The organism is Citrobacter sp. CK199 (assembly GCF_030333285.1).
Classification (GTDB): domain Bacteria; phylum Pseudomonadota; class Gammaproteobacteria; order Enterobacterales; family Enterobacteriaceae; genus Citrobacter_B; species Citrobacter_B koseri.
The window spans coordinates 78,139-92,327 of record NZ_JAOWGF010000025.1; the positions used below are offsets into that span (position 1 = coordinate 78,139).

Here is a 14,189-nt window from a genome sequence, read left to right on the forward strand (position 1 = left end):
TACGCATTTGATCTCTAACAGGTTAAGCATGTTATTTCAGGCGTTGTCGCGAAACCTACCCGACATAAAACGTGACGGGGGAGAAGAGGCGGCAGTAAAGGTTGATGATGAGCACATAATAAAAGAGGCGCAACGGAACATTTGCCGCCGGGCCTCTTTTTTATGCTGAATAAATGGTCAATCTGCTGTTATTTCAGGCTATTAACAGCTTTTTGCCTGTTTTTCAGGCAAACGAACACATTCGGGCTTTACACGGCGCATTGGGATGTTTATAGTGCGCCTCATTCAGGAAGTGTGGCCGAGCGGTTGAAGGCACCGGTCTTGAAAACCGGCGACCCGAAAGGGTTCCAGAGTTCGAATCTCTGCGCTTCCGCCAGATTAAACAAGGGGTTACCGAAAGGTAGCCCCTTTGTTTTTGTATCAAAGAATATCGTATCCCGCTTCTTTCAGATCATGCCGAACCCCGGATAACAAAAGCTATCCGGGGTTTTCTTTTCCCTGGTGTGGGCGATTATTGTGCGTCGGCCAGTGTTAAAGAGGCGTCTTCCTGCTGAGTGTTCTTACGCTGTTGCTCAAGTTCCAGCGCGCCGCGATGAGAGAGATAGCAGAACAGAATGCAGCAGACGATCCCGCCCATCAGCAGATAGAAACCGCCGTGCCAGCCCATTTTATCCACCATCACGCCAAACAGGCTGGTGCCTAACGAGGCGCCAAAGATGTAGCTCATAAATCCGCGTAAGCCAACGGCTGAACCTACGGCAAAGCTGGGAACAATTTCCATCGTCTGGACGGAGGCCAGAAACTGCGGGACGTAAATCAGACAGCCAACAATCGCCGCGAAAACCGTCACCATCAGCAGAGATTCACTTTTCCAGTAACCGATCAGGCAGACGAAGATCAGCGCCATACAGATCATGGCTAACGGCATCCGACGCCCTTTGAACAATTTGTCGGAGAGCCAGCCGGCCAGCAGGGTAGAAGGAATGGCCGCCCATTCAAAAAACAGGAAGGCGACGCTCATCTGTTCCTTGGAAAAATGTTTCACCGTCAGCAGGTAGATAGGCAACCAGCTGATCATGCCGAAGCGCACCATATAGACGAACACGTCCACAAGGGAGACATACCAGGCGTTTTTGTTACGCAGCACGTACGTGCAGAAGATCTGGAATGCGCTCATGTTCTCCGGCGCTTTTACGGCGTGTCTGGTCTTCAGCACCACTTTCTCTTCCGGCATCATCTCTTCCAGCGCAGGCAGGCCCTCCTCACGCGGCGAGCCTTTACCAAGCAGCAGTACAATCAGGGCGAAAACCACCGCCACGCAGGCCGGAACAATGTAGCTGGCGCTCTGCCAGTGTTCACTGCCGAGGATTGCAAACGCGGCACCTACGATCGGGGCGACAATCCCGCCGCCAACGTTATGCGAAATGTTCCAGAACGCCCCCACACGTCCACGCTCCCGACGCGGGAACCAGTTAGCGATAGTGATAAAAGAGGGGCCGACGCCCATCCCCTGAAACAGGCCGTTCAGGACAACCAGCGCAGCGAAGATCCAGAATGCGGTACTGAACCCCAATCCGACGTTTACGATAGCGCACAGCACCAGGCCGCAGGCCATAAAGACTTTCGGGCTGGCTTTATCTGCAAGGCTGCTCATGACGCCTTTGCTGATTCCGTACGCAATGAGCATACAACTGCTGAGCAAACCGATCTGCGTGGCGCTCAGGTCTAACTGTTCTTTCAGGTAAGGCGTGGATAATGTGAAGTTATTGCGCACAATATAGTACGCCAGATAGCCCAGAAATACGCTAAGCAGCGCCTGCATACGGTATCGACCATAAGTTGCCTGAATTTTCTCAGCAGGAACTTTATTCGCCGATGGCCCTGTTTTAAATATTGATAACATGTCGTCACCTGTATTTTATATTGGTATGAACATCAGGAGTATTCGGCATGAAGAGTGAAATAAGCGGCCATGAAACTCAAGTCGATGAAATGTGTCAAAATTGACTCAAAATGATGAATTGAAAGGTTATTTTTGACACGTTTTGAATGAGTGAAATGCGGCGTAATTAATCAGACGCTGATTTTATGTCTGGCTTGTGCGGATATTAACAAATTCCACATTCATTATCTGGTAATCTTTACTGGTATTTTCGGATGCCAGCACGAATATTTTTACGATAGTGGTTATTCATCCGCTAATCGTCATAAACGGGTAAGTTTTGTCTCAACGCTATTTTTTCGATATCTCAATATTTATGAACGGGATCACAAACATGTTTCTTCGTCGGGGCGGGATGGTTAGCAAAACGTTCGCGTTGCTGCTGCTGACCGCGTTGTTCAGACCCTGTGCGGCGCAAAGCAATGAACTGGTGATGGCGACAACATTTTCCCCCAGCGCCACCGCGTGGATTATCCAGCGCTGGCAGACGGAGCCGGGGTCGGTGATGATTCGCACGCTCAATCGCACCAGCGCCTCGCTGGAACAGTTGCTTGATACGGCAAATGCAGAAAACGTTGATCTGATTCTGACCTCGTCGCCGATGTTGCTTCAGCATCTTCAGGAACATCAAAAACTAGCGCCGTTCAACGGTGCGCCGTCAGTCAGTCAACATCTGGTGCCGGAATCGATCCGTTCAACCTCCGTTGCCGTAGCTATATCGGGATTCGGTTTGCTGATTAATCGCTCGGCGCTGACTGCACGGCATCTGCCTTCGCCAACGGACTGGGACGACCTGACCGACCCCAGATATCAGGGGGCGCTGCTGATGAGCAGCCCATCGCGCTCGGATACCAACCACCTGATGGTGGAGGCGCTGTTGCAACAAAAAGGCTGGGCGCAGGGATGGGAAACGTTGTTGGCGAGTGCGGGAAACCTCGTGACGATTTCATCACGCAGCTTTGGCGTGGCGGATAAAATAAAAAGCGGGCTGGGCGTGGCCGGCCCGGTGATTGATAACTATGCCAATCTGTTGCTGAACGATCCTCATCTGGCCTTTACCTACTTTCCGCAGTCGGCCGTTTCGCCTACCTATGTTGCGGTACTCAAAAACAGCCAGCATGCCAGCGAAGCGCGGCGTTTTATTCGCTATCTGCTAAGCCCGGAAGGGCAGCGGATCCTCGCTGATGCCAATACGGGGAAATATCCGGTTACGCCGCTGGCGGCAGGAAACCCACGGGCAGCGCAACAGGCGGTGCTGATGAATCAACCGCCGTTAAATTATCGGCTGATCCTGAAACGTCAGCGTCTGGTTCAGCGTATGTTTGATACGGCAATCAGCTTTCGTCTCGCCCAGTTGAAAGATGCCTGGCGAGCGCTGCACAGCGCGGAAGCCCGCCTTAAGCGCCCGTTGCCTGAAATACGCGCGCTGCTAACCCGTGTGCCGGTCGATCCGGCAAGCAGTGAAGATGAAGCCTGGCTGGCGCAGTTCGACAATAAGAGCTTTGCGGAACAGCAAATGATGGAGTGGCAGATCTGGTTTCTCAACAACCAGCGTCAGGCTATCAATAAACTGGAAGAACTGAAATGAAGGGCGGGTCAATGCTGCAACGTCTGCGGCAAATCAGCATCAGCAGCAGCTTACGGGGCGCTTTCCTGATGGGCGCGCTGCTGACGCTGATAGTCAGCAGCGTCAGCCTCTATTCATGGCATGAGCAAAGCTCGCAAATACGCTATTCGCTGGATGAATATTTTCCCCGCATCCATTCTGCTTTTCTGATTGAAGGGAATCTCAATCTGGTGGTGGATCAGTTGAATGAGTTTTTGCTGGCGCCGAACACTACAGTGCGCCTGCAACTGCGCAACCAGATTATTCAGCATCTGGATAAAATCGAGCGGCTGAGCCAAGGGCTGTCACCCGCAGAACGCCAGCAGCTGGCGGTGATTTTGCAGGACAGCCGCGCGCTGCTGTCGGAACTGGATCGCGTGCTCTACAACATGTTTCTGGTACGTGAAAAGGTGGGTGAGCTGTCTGCGCGTATTGACTGGCTTCACGACGATTTCACCACCGAACTGAATTCTCTGGTGCAGGATTTCACCTGGCAACAGGGAACGCTGCTGGATCAGATTGAAGCCCGGCAAGGCGATGCGGCGCAGTATCTGAAACGCTCCCGTGAAGTACAGAACGAGCAGCAGCAGGTCTATACGCTGGCGCGCATCGAGAATCAAATTGTTGACGACCTGCGCGACAGGCTCAATGAACTGAAGTCTGGAAATGATGATGGCATGCTGGTTGAGACGCATATCCGCTATCTCGAAAACCTGAAAAAAACGGCGGATGAAAATATTCGTGCGCTGAATGACTGGCCGAGCACGATCACCCTGCGACAAACCATTGATGAGCTGCTGGAAATCGGCATGGTGAAAAATAAAATGCCGGACACCATGCGCGACTATGTCGCCGCGCAAAAAGCGTTAGTGGATGCCAGCCGCGCCAGAGAAGCGACGCTGGGGCGCTTCAGGACGCTGCTTGAGGCCCAACTGGGCAGCAGTCACCAGCAAATGCAGATGTTTAATCAGCGTATGGAGCAGATTGTCCGCGTTAGCGGCGGGTTGATTCTGGTGGCGACGCTGCTGGCGCTGTTGCTGGCGTGGGTGTTGAACCATTATTTTATCCGTTCGCGGCTGGTGAAACGCTTTACCGCGCTGAATCAGGCGGTGGTGCAGATTGGTTTAGGGCGGACGGATGCCACGATTCCGGTGTATGGGCGGGATGAGCTGGGGCGTATTGCGGGTTTGCTTCGCCACACGCTGGGTCAGCTTAACGCGCAAAAACAGCAACTTGAGCAGGAGATCGCCGAGCGAAAAGCGATTGAGGCCGATCTGCGCGCCACCCAGGACGAGCTGATCCAGACGGCAAAACTGGCGGTGGTCGGGCAGACGATGACCACGCTGGCGCATGAGATCAACCAGCCGCTGAATGCGCTGTCGATGTATCTGTTTACGGCGGGGCGGGCGATTGAACAGGGGCAGACGGAGCAGGCGCGAACGACGTTAAGCAAAGCGGAAGGGCTGATTAACCGCATTGACGCGATTATCCGCTCGCTGCGCCAGTTTACCCGTCGTGCTGAACTGGAAACGCCGCTGCATCCGGTTGATTTGCGCCAGACGTTTACGGCGGCGTGGGAACTGCTGGCGATGCGCCATAAGCCTCAGCAGGGGGCGCTCGCGATACCGGATGAAACCGTTTGGGTCAGCGGTGATGAAGTACGCATCCAGCAGGTGCTGGTGAACGTGCTGGCGAATGCGCTCGACGCCTGCCCGAACGCGGCGGCAATTACGGTGAGCTGGCAAATTCAGGGCGACACGCTGTGCGTGTTGATTGCCGACAATGGCCCCGGCTGGCCTGCGGCCTTGCTACCCTCATTACTGAAGCCGTTTACGACCAGTAAAGATGTGGGGCTGGGCATTGGGCTTTCGATTTGTGTTTCGCTGATGACGCAAATGGAAGGCGCGTTGCGCCTGGCGTCCACGTTGACGCGAAATGCCTGCGTGGTGCTGCAATTCAATGTGACGGATGTAAAAGATGTTGAGTAATGAATGTTCGATTCTGCTGATTGATGATGATGCTGATGTGCTTGATGCCTATACACAGCTGCTTGAGCAGGCGGGCTATCGCGTCTGTGTCTGCAATAATCCCTTTGATGCGCGGGAGTGGGTGCAGAAGGACTGGCCCGGTATCGTGTTGAGCGATGTCTGCATGCCTGGCTGCTCCGGCATCGATTTGATGACGCTGTTTCATCAGGATGACGAGCAACTGCCGATTCTGCTTATCACCGGACATGGCGACGTGCCTATGGCGGTGGATGCGGTGAAAAAAGGGGCCTGGGATTTCCTGCAAAAGCCGGTAGACCCGGGCAAGTTACTCTCGCTGGTTGAGGCGGCGTTACGCCATAGGCAATCGGTGATAGCGCGTCGCCAGTACTGCCAGCAGAAATTGCAGGTTGAGCTAATTGGGCGCAACCAATGGACGCATCAGTATCGTCAGCGCTTACAGCAACTGGCAGAGACGGATATTGCGGTCTGGCTTTACGGCGAACCGGGAACCGGCCGCATGACCGGCGCGCGCTATTTGCACCAACTGGGGCGTAACGCCGGGGGCCCTTTTATTTACTGCGAACTGACCCCTGACAGTGCCCAAAAACTTAATGAGCTTATCGCGCAGGTTCAGGGCGGGACGCTGGTATTAAGTCACCCGGAGAATCTGACCCGCGAACAGCAGCATCAACTGGTGCAGTTGCAGAGTCTGGAGCGGCGGCCTTTTCGCCTGATCGGTATCGGCAACGCTTCGCTGGTGGAACTGGCGGCCAGCAACCAGATTGTAGCGGAGCTTTATTACTGTTTCGCTATGACGCAAATCGCCTGTCAGCCCCTGTCACAGCGACCTGATGATATCGGGCCGTTGTTCCATCACTATTTGCAGAAAGCCTGTCAACGGCTGAATCATCCGGTGCCGGAGGTGGATAACGACCTGCTGAAGGGGATGATGCGCCGGGTGTGGCCGAACAACGTCCGTGAACTGGCGAACGCCGCCGAACTGTTTGCCGTGGGGGTATTGCCGCTCGCGGAAACGGCGAATCCACAGATGCACGTCGGGGAGCCGACGCCGCTTGACCAGCGGGTTGAAGACGTTGAACGGCAGATCATCACCGAAGCGCTGAATATCCATCAGGGGCGCATTAACGAAGTGGCAGAGTACCTGCAAATTCCCCGTAAAAAGCTCTATCTCAGAATGAAGAAATATGGCCTGAGTAAAGAGCACTATAAGTTTTAGCGCAGGTCAGGGAAGCGGGATGTGATGTGTGGGGCTATGAATCACCTGTTCCCCTGTAATTAGTTGTGATATTGCGAATGTAAATCAGTTACAATCTGACAAACACCTCAACTCCGGGTAACGTTTTGCACGGGCGAACGCGAATCAACCGAATAACAGCATGGCTGGCATTATTTGCCGTCGCCATGTTGTTTATTGCGCCCGTTATTTCAAAATCAATTGCCCGCCAGGCCGACTGTGAGCACTCGTCGCACTCAATGGTGATGATGTTGTCAGGCTCGCACCATGACATGGCGGCTTCTGCGCCGTGTGAGCCTTCTCTTTCGGTCGCTCACCAGATGATGTCTGGCAAAGCGATGTCGCCCGTGGAAGAGATCGTCTGCGGGTACTGCCAGTTGCTGGTACATCTGCCGTTTGTCCAGTTTGCGCTGGTGTTTTTGCTCTGGCTGTTGCTGCTGTTTGTTATCTGTTGTTCGGTACGGCCATTACACCTTTCCGTTATCTTCCGCCCGTGGGCGCCTCAGCGTGCTCGCGCGCCGCCTGCTGTATTTCCGTTTTCGTTTTAAACAATAAAAAAACAGACATTGCGTAGCGTTTTGCCCTTTTGACGGGCAATGCGTCGTTGCGCCTGAAAAACAGTAAGGAATGTTATGAAACGGCAATACTTCGGGCTTACTCCTCTGGCTTCTCTGGTTCTGATCGCGCTGACCGCAAAGGCGGCGTGGGCAAGCGAACAGCACGATCATGCAAAAATAGCGGATGATTCGGTAATGATTGTGACCGCGCCGGTTGCTTCTCCGCTGGGAATCGTCACGTCGCCAAAAACGCCTCGTCAGCCCGTTCCCGCCAGCGATGGCTCTGATTATCTGAAAACGATCCCTGGGTTCTCGCAAATTCGCAATGGCGGGACAAACGGCGATCCGGTCTTTCGCGGGATGTTTGGCTCTCGTCTGCGAATTTTGACCGATAACGGCGAGATGCCGGGAGCCTGCCCGGCACGTATGGATGCGCCGAGTTCTTATATCTCCCCGGAAAGTTTTGATGTGCTGACCCTGATAAAGGGGCCGGAAACCGTGCTCTGGGGGCCGGGCAACTCTGCGGGAACCCTCCGCTTTGACCGGGAACAGCCGCGTTTTGATAAACCCGGTATTCAGGGGACGGCCAGCGTCCTTGCCGCCTCGAATAACCGCTGGGATGAAAATGCGGACATCAGTCTGGGAAGTGAGGACGGCTATTTGCGGCTTATCGGCAACAAATCCCGGGCGGGTGACTACAAAGATGGCAATGGCGACCGCGTGCCGTCGAAATGGGATAAATGGAACGGCGATATGGCGCTGGGCTGGACGCCAGACAAAGACACGCTGCTGGAAATGACGGCGGGTAAGGGCGACGGTGAAGCCCGCTATGCCGGGCGCAGTATGGACGGTTCCCGGTTCAGGCGTGAAAGCCTGGGGATGCGGTTTGAGAAATCCGGCATCGGCGAGGTATTTGATAAGTTAGAAGCGAATATCTACTACAACTATGCGAATCACGTTATGGATAACTACTCGCTGCGCGCTCCCGGCATGAATATGTCAGGAAGCATGGGTTCGGCAATGGAACACAGTTCTGCCATGCATTCGATGAGTATGCCAATGGCAATGCAGCTGGATCGCCGTACCGTTGGTGGGCGGATGATGGGAACGTGGTTGTGGTCAGACTATGAGTTACGCAGCGGCGTTGATACGCAACTGAGCACGCATCGCAGTAAAGACGATGACCGCTGGGACAAAGACGCCCGTTTTCACGACTATGGTTTATTCAGTGAATTGACCTGGCTTGCGACGGAGCAAAGCAAAGTGACAGGCGGCGCGCGTCTTGATCGCGTACTGGTGGACAATTTCACTGACACCGGCTCCTCGCAGCGCACGGATCTACTACCGGCCGGGTTTGTGCGCGTTGAGCATAATCTGGCGGAGATGCCCGTGATGTTTTACGCGGGGATCGGCTATACCGAGCGTTTCCCCGACTACTGGGAGCTTTTTTCTCCCACCTATGGCCCTGGCGGGTCGGCAGATGTTTTCGATAACGTCAAAACGGAAAAGACGACTCAGCTTGATATTGGCGCGCAGTATACCGGTAAGCGTCTTAACGGCTGGGTTTCTGCCTATATTGGCCGGGTTAATGATTTTATTCTGTTCCGTTACGACCCTCATCATCCCCGTATAAGTCAGGTTGATAACGTCAATGCGACCATCATGGGGGGAGAAGCGGGCATCGGCTATCAATTGACCGAAACATGGAAAACCGATGCCAGCGTTGCTTATTCCTGGGGGCGAAATACCGACGACTATCAGCCATTGCCGCAGATACCGCCGCTTGAAGCGCGCCTGGGTCTGACATGGGAACGCGGCGACTGGAGCAGTACCGGTCTGCTGCGTCTGGTCAGCAGCCAGCATCGCGTCGCGATTAACGAAGGGAACGTCGTGGGTAAAGATTTTGATAGCAGCGCTGGGTTTGCCATCTTCTCCGCGAATGCGGCCTACCGGCTGAACAAGTCTGTGAAACTCAGCGCGGGCGTTGATAACCTGTTTGATAAAGCCTACAGCGAACATCTGAACCTTGCCGGTAACAGCAGCTTTGGTTACTCCGCGAATACGTCAGTGAATGAACCGGGAAGAACATTCTGGGGAAAAGTGAACGTGACGTTTTGATAGCCTTCCGGCGGACGTGAACCGTCCGCCGACTTCATGACTCATTGACCTGCCGTTTAGGTTATTAACATTAAACTGTCTCGGCTGTAACCAGGACATGACGTAACGCCATCTCTTCGTTTGCATGGGCCAGTCTGTTTTTTTCTTTTATGAGTCAACACTGTATGAAAAAGCTTACCTTGACCGAAAATGATTTACTGGCCAGAGGGAACGATCGTTACGTCTTTCAGCATCCGCACAATCATCAACTACTGATCAAAGTCGTCATCCCGAGCATTCCCAAATATAAAAGTAAACTTCGTGAAGTCTATCGGGACGTCAAAGAGTGCAAGCCGCGCGACGAAACTGACTCGCTCTTCATCCAGAAAATTGAAGGGCTAGTGGAGACAGATAAAGGGATTGGGCAGGTTATCGTCAAAGAGCATGACCAACAGGGCAACATTGCCAGAACATTGTATGACCTTGCAAAGCACAACGAACTGGACGCGGAGAAATTCAGTAAGCTCAACACTTTTTTAGCGTGGTTTATTCATACAGACGTCATTATCAACTCGCTGCATTGCAAAAATATTGTTTATGCCTGGGACGATGCTCGTCAGGAGTACCGCTTCAAAGTTATTGATGGCTTTGGGGATAAGACGCTCTTTCAACTGAGCAAGTTCTGGAGCGTTATACGGGATAAAAACAAACTTAAGTGCCTCAGAAGGATGCTGAGGGATCTGCAAAGTATCACGCAAGCGTAATCTACACGTTATCCTTGAACAGGCCTGGTCATTTTCCCAGTATGCAACCGGACCTTTGTCATGTTGTCTGCTGGCTTGTTAACAAGAAAGAGTATGCAAACAACACGTAATTATTTTTTTGATATTCTCCGCATTCTGGCTGTACTGCTGGTTGTTACCTCGCATTACAGCTACATGTTCGATACCAGTACCGTGTTGACGTTCCCGCGCGAATACCTGACCGGAGGAATAGGGCGGCTGGGCGTCTCTTTCTTCTTCATGATATCCGGCGCGCTGGCTTACCTGTCGCTGCGTAAATACTCTGTGCAGGAGTATTACCTGAAACGCGTCTATTCGATCCTGCTTCCCTACAACATCGCTTATTTCTCAATGGCGATCCTGTTCCTCATCCTGAGCGTGTTTTTCCTCTATCCAGGCAATCCGCTGGCTGACGTGCTCGCCGGGAAGCGTGCATTTCACTCGCTGCTGCCTTCCGTTCTCGGGTTTGACCATTATCTGCACGGTGTCTACGACATCAATACCGCGTACTTCACCGGAGAGTGGTTTATTGGCTGTATTATCCTGCTGTACGCCGTTTCTCCGGTGATCTACTGGGCCATTGTCCGTTTTCCTGTTTGTACGATGCTGGCGGCGGTCGTCGTTACGCTACTGGCATATGATAAAAGCATCGTGAACCCTTACTGGTCAGCACAGGTTCGGGTGAGTGATTTTACCTTCGGGATGCTGTTCATACACTTTCAGCCGTGGTTCACGCGCTACCGTCTTCAGGCGGCGTCAGTCAGCCTGCTGCTGGTGGTGACCGGGGTGATTGTGGCGCATATCGATCAGCTACCGGTTCGGGAAGTGCTGTTTCCTCTGAAACCCTCAAGCCTGCTGTTTGCTGCGGCCTTCCTCTTCATTCTGCTGGCGGGATACCCGCTGATTCATCCTCTGTTTAATCTGGATCGCTTTCGGCAGGGGTTATCCAGCCTGGCGTCGCGGGCCTACATTATTATGCTGTTGCAGCATGTGGTGGTGATATTTGTCAGCGCCAATATCGATATGTCGGTACTGAATGCGACCCAGGCGGTGATGCTGTATTTTGGGATTCTGATTTGCATCGAAAGGCTGTCGTCTTTCATGAAACCGCTATCGGTAAAGTGTGAGCAGGTCTTGATCGCCAGAACGCCGTGGCTACGTGAAAAGCAAAAAGGGAACTAAGACCATTTCGCGCTAAGCCGGACAACGTCCGGCTGCAAAGAACGCGGGGAGGGGTTAACGCTGCATCCCCCAGCGTTTCACCGTGATCTTTTCCAGACTGGCGAATACCACGCCTTCCACCAGCAGGCCAATCGCGATTACCGTTAACAGTCCTGCAAATACCCGGTCGGTGAACAGCTCATTGCGATTCTGGAAGATATACCAGCCCAGGCCTCCTTCGCCGCTGGACGCGCCAAATACCAGTTCGGCGGCAATCAACGTGCGCCAGGCGAACGCCCAGCCGATCTTGAGCCCGGACAGGATAGCGGGCAACGATGCCGGAATAAGAATCGTGATCACATAGCGTGGCCCGCTGAGGCCGTAGTTGCGCCCCGCCATGCGTAGCGTTTCCGGTACGCTGCTAAAGCCGGACCAGGTATTCAGCGCGATTGGCCACATCACTGAATGTACCAGCACAAATATCAGGCTGGCATTCCCCAGACCAAACCACAGCAAAGCCAGCGGCAGCAGCGCAATTGCCGGCAGCGGATTTAGCATCGCGGTTAATGTGCTGAGCAGATCGCGGCCAAACTGGGTGGTCACGGCCAGCGCGCTGGCAATCAGCGCCAGCGCACTGCCTGCCAGATACCCTTTCAACAGGGTACTGAGTGAGTTGACGATTTTTTCCGGCAGTTCGCCATTGCGCATGTCTTCGCTAAACGCCTGCAACGTCTGAAGTACTCCGGGCAACATCAGATCGTTTTGCTGGATGCGCGCGGCGATCTCCCATAGTGCCAGCACCAGGGCGACAATCAGACACTTGCGCAGCCACGTCTGATTCCACAGGCGCTGGCTTAAAGGCAGCGGCGTTTCCACCGGCAGATTGCGCAGCGGCGGTAATTCGCGTTCGAATTCAGGACGAATGTACGGTGGCTGGGACATACTCTGGCTCCTCGCCGGATGAGTGGGACGGACTGTTCCCGATTGTCGGGAATAACAGATGGTGAATATGGCGCGCAGCGTGCTGAAACGCCTCGCTGCCGAAATCATTAAGCGTGAACTGATGACAGTTAAGCTCCGCCCTGACGCGCCCTGGATGCGGCGAAAGCACCAGGATACGGCTGCCCACCACCAGCGCCTCTTCAATCGAATGGGTGACGAACAGCAGGGTAAAGCGCTCTTCTTCCCAGAGCGCAAGCAGTTCCTCCTGCATTGTGCGTCGGGTCAGCGCATCCAGCGCGGCAAAGGGCTCGTCCATCAGCAGGATGCGTGGTTTCATCGCCAGCGCCCGCGCAATGGCGACGCGCTGCTTCATCCCGCCGGAGAGCATATGGGGCATAGCGTCGGCAAATTCTGCCAATCCGACTTTGTGGAGAAAATGCAGCGCCGTCTCTTTTGCTTGTGAACGACTGGCTTTCCGGCTGGCCAGCAGAGGAAACATGACGTTTTCCAGCACGGTTTTCCACGGCGGCAGTTGGTCGAACTCCTGGAATACCATCATGCGTTCCGGGCCGGGAGCGCTAACCGGCGTTCCCGCAAGCGAAATGTGGCCGCTGCGCGGGGCGAGAAAACCGCCAGTGGCTTTCAACAGACTTGATTTCCCGCAGCCTGACGGCCCAAGCAAAATAAAGCGGTCGCCAGGCCAGACATCAAAACTGACATCATGCGTCGCGCGCACTTGCCGTTCACGGGTACGGTATTCAATATCAACATTACTGACCTGTAGCAGCGGGCCGTCGATTTGCTGAGTGACCATCAGAGCCTCCGGTGTTGCGGTTTAACTGCCTGGGTTTTCCCATGCTTCGTTAAAGAAATAGTCTTTCCAGGAATCGGCCTTATTTTTCAGTACGCCAAGCTCATGGAGTTTTTCGGCATATACGCCAGTACGCTCAGGGAAAACCGTAAAGCTGATTTCTGGATCGTTAACAATTTTTTGTACCAGTGGTAAGGGCAGCCGTGATTTCTCGACGCGAATATACGTTTCGGCAGCCGCATTTTTGTCACGGTTAATGATATTTGCGGCTTCACTGAGGGCGCGATAAAACGCTTTATAGGTTTTTGGATTTTCATCATGGAATTTCTGGGTGGTATAGAGAACATTAAATGTCGCCTGCCCACCCAGCACATCATAGGAACTGAGCACTTTATGCACGTTGCTGTGCTCCAGCGCCTGATACTGAAACGGCGGGCTGGAAAAATGCGTGGTAATTTCCGAGCCACCAGCAATTAAGGCTGCGCTGGCGTCCGGGTGCGGTAAACTGACGCTAATCTTATCGAAGCGTTTGAAGTCCTGGTCGCCATATAATTTCGCCGTCTCGATTTGTAATGTACGAGACTGAAAACCGACCCCAGCCGCCGGAACGGCAATACGGTCTTTTTCGGTCAGGTCTTTAATGCTTTTTACCGCCGGGTTATTACTCAATAAATAATTGGGCATCGATCCCAGCGAGGCTATCGCTTTCACATTTTGCTTACCTTTGGTGCGATCCCATAGGGTGAGTACCGGGGGAACGCCTGCTGACGCAACGTCCAGAGCGCCAGAGAGCAACGCTTCATTCATCCCGGTTGCGCCTGAAATCGTGCGCCACTCTACCTTGATATCCAGCCCCTCTTTTTGCCCCTCTTTTTCGATAAGCTGCTGGTCTCGCACCACATCAAGAATTAAATAACCGATGCCAAATTGCTGCGCGATACTAATGTTCCCTTCCGCAAATGCCGACTGGCTGACTCCGCCAAGGGCGGAAAACGCCAGCGTCCAGGCAAATACCCTGTTTCTTTTATTCATATCTGTTCCCCAGAAA

At 53.5% G+C, this 14,189-nt stretch carries 11 protein-coding genes and 1 tRNA gene; 8 read left to right on the forward strand and 4 right to left on the reverse strand.

Features of this window, described 5'->3' with window-relative positions; all coding sequences use genetic code 11:
- Positions 1 to 288: 288 nt before the first annotated feature.
- Positions 289 to 376: transfer RNA gene (locus OGX75_RS09200), tRNA-Ser, on the forward strand.
- 135 nt (positions 377 to 511) lie between these two features.
- Here OGX75_RS09200 and pgtP read toward each other — a convergent pair.
- Positions 512 to 1,903: a phosphoglycerate transporter PgtP gene (gene pgtP / locus OGX75_RS09205; protein ID WP_024130464.1), complete on the reverse strand. Its 1,392-nt coding sequence runs from the start codon at positions 1,901 to 1,903 to the stop codon at positions 512 to 514.
- Positions 1,904 to 2,297: 394 nt separating this feature from the next.
- Here pgtP and pgtC point away from each other — a divergent pair, with 394 nt between their 5' ends.
- The 7 genes from pgtC (at position 2,298) to OGX75_RS09240 (ending at position 11,409) form a co-directional block, all read left to right on the forward strand.
- Complete coding sequence (pgtC, locus tag OGX75_RS09210) at positions 2,298 to 3,530, forward strand: phosphoglycerate transport regulator PgtC (RefSeq protein WP_172962719.1); 1,233 nt, start codon at positions 2,298 to 2,300, stop codon at positions 3,528 to 3,530.
- An 11-nt stretch (positions 3,531 to 3,541) separates the two neighbouring features.
- Positions 3,542 to 5,536, forward strand: a complete 1,995-nt coding sequence (gene pgtB / locus OGX75_RS09215) for a two-component system sensor histidine kinase PgtB (protein ID WP_371320446.1) — start codon at positions 3,542 to 3,544, stop codon at positions 5,534 to 5,536.
- Entirely contained in the window at positions 5,526 to 6,773 is a 1,248-nt protein-coding gene (pgtA, locus tag OGX75_RS09220; RefSeq protein ID WP_286451635.1) for a two-component system response regulator PgtA, read from the forward strand. Before pgtB ends, pgtA begins: the two co-directional genes overlap by 11 nt.
- Positions 6,774 to 6,898: 125 nt before the next feature.
- Entirely contained in the window at positions 6,899 to 7,339 is a 441-nt protein-coding gene (locus OGX75_RS09225; RefSeq protein ID WP_219935644.1) for a DUF2946 domain-containing protein, read from the forward strand.
- Between the two features lie 84 nt (positions 7,340 to 7,423).
- Positions 7,424 to 9,466 carry a TonB-dependent copper receptor gene (locus tag OGX75_RS09230; protein WP_286451634.1) on the forward strand — a complete coding sequence of 681 codons (2,043 nt, stop codon included), beginning with the start codon at positions 7,424 to 7,426 and terminating at the stop codon, positions 9,464 to 9,466.
- A 164-nt stretch (positions 9,467 to 9,630) separates the two neighbouring features.
- Complete coding sequence (locus OGX75_RS09235) at positions 9,631 to 10,209, forward strand: PhoP regulatory network YrbL family protein (RefSeq protein WP_286451632.1); 579 nt, start codon at positions 9,631 to 9,633, stop codon at positions 10,207 to 10,209.
- Between the two features lie 93 nt (positions 10,210 to 10,302).
- On the forward strand, positions 10,303 to 11,409 hold the full coding sequence (locus OGX75_RS09240; RefSeq protein ID WP_012132941.1) for an acyltransferase family protein: 1,107 nt from the start codon (positions 10,303 to 10,305) through the stop codon (positions 11,407 to 11,409).
- Positions 11,410 to 11,463: 54 nt separating this feature from the next.
- Here OGX75_RS09240 and OGX75_RS09245 read toward each other — a convergent pair whose 3' ends face one another.
- Genes OGX75_RS09245 through OGX75_RS09255 form a run of 3 tightly spaced genes read right to left on the reverse strand, consistent with a single transcriptional unit; the run spans position 11,464 to position 14,173 of the window.
- On the reverse strand, positions 11,464 to 12,330 hold the full coding sequence (locus OGX75_RS09245; protein ID WP_286451631.1) for an ABC transporter permease: 867 nt from the start codon (positions 12,328 to 12,330) through the stop codon (positions 11,464 to 11,466).
- A complete protein-coding gene (locus OGX75_RS09250; protein ID WP_101744364.1) occupies positions 12,302 to 13,144 on the reverse strand; it encodes an ABC transporter ATP-binding protein in 843 nt (280 codons plus the stop codon). Before OGX75_RS09250 ends, OGX75_RS09245 begins: the two co-directional genes overlap by 29 nt.
- 21 nt (positions 13,145 to 13,165) lie before the next feature.
- A complete protein-coding gene (locus tag OGX75_RS09255; protein ID WP_012132938.1) occupies positions 13,166 to 14,173 on the reverse strand; it encodes an ABC transporter substrate-binding protein in 1,008 nt (335 codons plus the stop codon).
- Positions 14,174 to 14,189: the final 16 nt, after the last annotated feature.

Excerpts from the sequence above, each read along its gene's own strand:
- pgtP (WP_024130464.1), bottom strand. The coding sequence starts at position 1,903 with ATGTTATCAATATTTAAAACAGGGCCATCGGCGAATAAAGTTCCTGCT.
- pgtC (WP_172962719.1), top strand. The coding sequence starts at position 2,298 with ATGGTTAGCAAAACGTTCGCGTTGCTGCTGCTGACCGCGTTGTTCAGA.
- pgtB (WP_371320446.1), top strand. The coding sequence starts at position 3,542 with ATGCTGCAACGTCTGCGGCAAATCAGCATCAGCAGCAGCTTACGGGGC.
- pgtA (WP_286451635.1), top strand. The coding sequence starts at position 5,526 with ATGTTGAGTAATGAATGTTCGATTCTGCTGATTGATGATGATGCTGAT.
- OGX75_RS09230 (WP_286451634.1), top strand. The coding sequence starts at position 7,424 with ATGAAACGGCAATACTTCGGGCTTACTCCTCTGGCTTCTCTGGTTCTG.
- OGX75_RS09235 (WP_286451632.1), top strand. The coding sequence starts at position 9,631 with ATGAAAAAGCTTACCTTGACCGAAAATGATTTACTGGCCAGAGGGAAC.
- OGX75_RS09240 (WP_012132941.1), top strand. The coding sequence starts at position 10,303 with ATGCAAACAACACGTAATTATTTTTTTGATATTCTCCGCATTCTGGCT.
- OGX75_RS09245 (WP_286451631.1), bottom strand. The coding sequence starts at position 12,330 with ATGTCCCAGCCACCGTACATTCGTCCTGAATTCGAACGCGAATTACCG.
- OGX75_RS09250 (WP_101744364.1), bottom strand. The coding sequence starts at position 13,144 with ATGGTCACTCAGCAAATCGACGGCCCGCTGCTACAGGTCAGTAATGTT.
- OGX75_RS09255 (WP_012132938.1), bottom strand. The coding sequence starts at position 14,173 with ATGAATAAAAGAAACAGGGTATTTGCCTGGACGCTGGCGTTTTCCGCC.